Raw genomic sequence first — 4,414 nt, forward strand, 5'->3', positions numbered from 1 at the left:
CGCGCACGCAAGCCACCGCCACGCATGGCGCCGCGCCCGCCGCCTGGCCGCGCACGTTCGCCTTGCCATTCCCCCTCCCATTCACCTTCCCATTCACCTTCCCACTCGCCCTCTTCCTCTCCCTGCCCCTCTTGCGTCCACTCTTGCGACCATTCCCCCAACCGCTGCTGCTCGCCAGCCGCTCCCTCCCGCCCCGCAAAGGGCAGCATTTCAAACGCTTCGTTCATATCGCCTCCTCGTGTGATGTTCAAGCAAGTCCATCGCCTGTTCCAGTTGCCGCGGCGTCTGGTCGGCCCGCAGCAGAAAAGTCAGCGCGCCGGGACCGCCCCCCGCTTGCGCCAGCGCCAGCACGCCAGCAGCGCGCAAGGCTGGCTGCAAATGCGCGCGTCCAGGCAGGCGCTGCACGGGGAAGCTACCGCCCTGGCAGGCGATGCCGGCCGCCGCCATCCCCGTCCGCCATTGCGCCACCCTGGCCGCCAGGCGTGCACGCAAGGCGTCGCCCTGCTGCGTATTCAAGGCCAGTGCCCGCCGCGCCGCCGCCAGCACGGCGGCCGAAGGCGGACTCGCATGCACGCGCGTCTGGCTGTGTGACGCGAAGCGCCGCAGCAGCTTGCGGCTGCCGGCCAGCACGGCCAGCGGCACGCCAAAACCCTTGGCCAGCGAAGCGCCGATCAGCAGACAGCCGCCAAGTTCATCGTATCCGCCGCGCAAGCCATGCTGGCGCGCCGAGCCGCCGCCTTGCGCGCCCGACACGCCCAGCACTTGCGTGTCGTCAAGCAGCAGCAGTCCGCCCTCGGCCCGCGCGATGGCAGCATAGGCTGCCAGCGGCAGCGCCTGTGCGCTGCCCGGTACATAGCCATCGGCCAGGATCAGCGGACGCCGTCCCAGCCTGCCCCAGGCCGCCACCAGGCGCCGCAGCGCCGCCACTTGGCCGCTGGGAAACACCTGCAGTGGCAAGCCCAGCGCCTGTGCCCGCTCGGCGCCCCAGCGCGCGATCGCATAGCTGCCGCCATCGACGAGGACCACCAGCGGGTCGGCAGCCAACATGCCGAACAGGTCCCAGAACAGATGCAAGGTCGATGGCAGCACGCAGGCCGCTTCGCAGCCTTGCAGCGCGGCCAGGTCGGCCGCCAGCGCCAGCGCACCCGGCGGTTCCTGCAGCGCCGCCGGCTTGCCCAGGCTCAAAGTGCTCCACGGCGCCAGGCCGGCGGCCGGATGGCGCATGCCCAGGTACAGGGCACTTGTAAAGTCGAGCATGCACGCGCCCCGCCCCCGCCCTAGACGCTGCGCAGCTGCTGACTCAGGCGCTGGCGCAGCAGCACCGATGGCATGGTCGATTCGATCGCCGGGTCGCTGCTGTCGACGGACAAGTCGACCCCCGTGGCGGCGCGGTAGCCGTGGATATAGCCTTGCACCTGCGGGCGCCAGAAGCGCGCCCAGTTGAACGCCTGCGTGGGTTCGTAGATGTCGCTCCAGTTGCCATAGCGCACGGACAACAACAACTGCTCGCCGAAGATGGCCAGGTTGCGGAAATGCATCACGCTCGTATCCGTCCAGCCTTGCAATTTCTTCATGGCATCGACCCTGTCCATCCATGGTTCCGGATACGCCACCATCACGCGCGTGGGCAGGAATTCGCGGAATTCCGGCCGCGCCAGCATCCATTGCTGCATCAGCATCTCGATGCGCGCCGTCGACGGCAAGTCGCCGAACTGGTTGTGCGCGCCCTGCGACAGGATCAGGTGGATTTCCTTCAAGGCATTGAGCACGGGGAAGGCGTCCGCCTTCACGGTGGTGTCGTCATCCTGCTTGTAAAAGGACGTCAGCAGGCGCAGCAAGTGGTGGAAAGCCTCCAGGAATTTGGAGCGGCTATCGGCTGGCCGGAAGTGCTGCACTGCCTTGCCGTCCAGGCGCACACCGTAGTGATGGTCATACTCATAGTTCCGGCGCATCACGGTCAGCCGATGCTGTTCATCCTGCGTGTATCCCCAGAGTAAATTATTGAGCGGACGCAGCATATCGATTTCCGTGTTCGACAATGGATCGAGATGGTGGCCCGGCGCGCGCAGGTTCTGGAAGCGCTGCGCAATGGCGTTCATGGTCTGCACCAGCATGCCCTCTTCGTGCCAGTACGACCAGATCAGTTCCAGCAGGCAGGGATTGGCGAGTTTTTCCTGGATGATGCCAAAGCACAGGTCCACTTCGCCTTCCTGGCCGCGCGGTATGCTGATGGGAATGTCGGGCAGCTTGCGGCGGATCACGGCCAGGTAGGGCAAGGTCTGGAAGCCGTCGATGTTTTCCAGGTAGTCATTGCGCAGCACCGTTTCCAGGTCGCGGCCCTGGGGGATGTCGCGCCGGTCCAGGTAGGCATTGTCTTCCGCCGGATTGAAGGCCAGCGGCTGGTTCAGCACGCCGCAATTGACCATCACGAACGCTTCCGTCGCCACTTTCAGCACGCGATAGGAATCGGCATCCGAGAACGGCAGCGCGCGGCGCTGCTTGAGCTGCTGGAACATCTCGGCCTTCTTGACGAAGCGCTCCTGCTCGAAGCCGCGCACATTGGCCAGGTCGCCGCAGAACAGGCTGTCCATGAAGTGCAGGTAATTGGTGAATGACATGGCCTCGGTGCTGTTGCGTATCAGGGTCCACAGGGGCAAGTCTTCCGTCGGCTCCGTTTCCGTGCGCGTCAGCGACACGCCCACATTGCCCGAGATGGGCTGCGGCTGGCGCTCTTCCGTCTCGTACTCCGCGTCCACGGCCAGCATGGCGTGCGGACTGAGGCCTTCCGGCACGGGCAGGGCGCTGCGCAAATCCGGACGCTGCGCGAGCATCATCTGTCCCGTGAAACGGTGCATGCCGGCGCGCCGCACCGGGGTGGAGAAGGCGTTCGGCGTGCCGCGCAGGGGTACCCACGGCGCGGCCGCCAGCACCTGCACCTGCTCGCGTCCATCGGCGCTTTGATCGCCATCAAAGGCCACGCTGGCGATGGCGCGGTCGCCCACCCTGCCGAAATTGCAGTCGCTGGGCTGGCAATCGGCCGTCTCGAACACCAGCCCCACCTGCGCATTGAGCTGGGGCGTGAAGCACAGCACGGCACTGCAGCCGGCCTGCACCGTCACGCACTGGGGCAAGGTCACGGGGAAATTGCCGTACACGCCCACGTAACTGCCCGTCGCCAGGTCGGAAAACACGGTACGGCCGGCGCCGTCGGTCCAGCGCACGCCCACCAGCATGGCGGGGTCCGGCTGCCATGCGCCGGCAAGGAAGTTGTGGCAATCGGCCTCCGCTCCACGGTACAGGCTGATGGCCGCATTCACCAGCACTGTCCCGCTATCGTGCTCGTGGACGGTGACGGCGATGCTGCCGCCCCGGTGTTTCGGACCCGCCTGGCCCGCCCCCCTGTCCTTGCCACCCATCTTGTTGCTCATCTTGCTGCTCATGTCATTCTCCTCAATGGATAATCAAACGGGATGCCAGGGGCGGCAGCGTCCTGCCAGGCTGGCGGCCATGCCGCACGACATCGGCGCACAGTTCCGACGTATCCAGCGTGCTGCGCAAGGCCCAGTGCGTCAGCAGCCGTCCCAGCAGCTCACTTTCATCTTCGGGACTCAGGCCGCCGCTGGCGCGCGCCTGGCCCAGCACGGCAAACACCAGGGTGGGCGTGGCCTGGTACATCTGGCCCGGCACCAGGTTCCAGCTGCGAAACAGGTGGGCCAGCATGGCCGGCTGGCGCGCGTGTACGGCCATGGCCTCGGCCAGCGAGACGCCGCGCAAGGCGGGCGGGCGGTGCTGCACCAGCAAGCCGACCAGGGCCGCCATGCTCGTTTGCAACTGCTCCAGCAGGCGCTGCTGCCCCAAAGGCAGGCCCGCCAGCGGGTAATACGCCAGCCACAGCTGTTCCAGCCGGTCCCACTGCGGGTGCGGATACAGTGCGCGTCCCATGGCGCAGCTGAGGCGCACGCGCAGCCACGGCACCGGATGCGGGTCGTCGATGTTGAGGCGAAAGACAAACACGCGCGGCAGGCTGACCACGCCGATCAGGCCCAGGGTGGCGGCCACGCCCACGCGCGCCAGCGACCAGAAATCGGCGACGATCTCGGAAATCCAGCGCTCCCACAGCTGCCACACGTGCACGGCACCGCCGCCATGCTGCATGGCTTGCAGCATGGGCCGCAAGGACGCCACCAGGTCCAGCAGCGCCGCGCCCTGGTGGCCCACCTCGTGCACCAGCGACGAGGCGATGCTGCTGCCGATCATGCGTTCGCGCGGCAGACGGATGATGGCGACGGGATTGTCGCCGCCACCGGGCAGGCGCGTACGGGCGCGGCGGATGGCCGCCCCCGGCCCCCGGTCCAGGTAGCAGACCACGGGCGGCGCCTGGTACACATTGCCGGGCAGCGCCAGCGCGTCGGCG

The 4,414-nt window shown here is 67.3% G+C and carries 4 protein-coding genes; all 4 read right to left on the reverse strand.

The features are described from left to right. Nucleotides 1-227: hypothetical protein (locus JaAD80_RS26585; protein ID WP_180979607.1), on the reverse strand; the 227-nt coding region annotated here is incomplete at its 3' end. Next, on the reverse strand, nucleotides 211-1,257 hold the full coding sequence (locus tag JaAD80_RS26590; protein ID WP_102299043.1) for an aminotransferase class I/II-fold pyridoxal phosphate-dependent enzyme: 1,047 nt from the start codon (nucleotides 1,255-1,257) through the stop codon (nucleotides 211-213). The genes JaAD80_RS26590 and JaAD80_RS26585, both read right to left, overlap by 17 nt. Before the next feature lie 20 nt (nucleotides 1,258-1,277). Then, entirely contained in the window at nucleotides 1,278-3,440 is a 2,163-nt protein-coding gene (locus JaAD80_RS26595) for an 8-amino-7-oxononanoate synthase (RefSeq protein WP_102299045.1), read from the reverse strand. A gap of 10 nt (nucleotides 3,441-3,450) precedes the next feature. Beyond that, the coding region (locus JaAD80_RS26600) for a hypothetical protein (RefSeq protein WP_180979608.1) at nucleotides 3,451-4,414 on the reverse strand (964 nt) is incomplete at its 5' end.

Source organism: Janthinobacterium sp. AD80, from assembly GCF_002878455.1.
Lineage (GTDB): Bacteria > Pseudomonadota > Gammaproteobacteria > Burkholderiales > Burkholderiaceae_D > Janthinobacterium.

Bases quoted from the DNA above. Each gene is read 5' to 3' on its own strand.
- JaAD80_RS26590 (WP_102299043.1), bottom strand. From the start codon at position 1,257: ATGCTCGACTTTACAAGTGCCCTGTACCTGGGCATGCGCCATCCGGCC.
- JaAD80_RS26595 (WP_102299045.1), bottom strand. From the start codon at position 3,440: ATGAGCAGCAAGATGAGCAACAAGATGGGTGGCAAGGACAGGGGGGCG.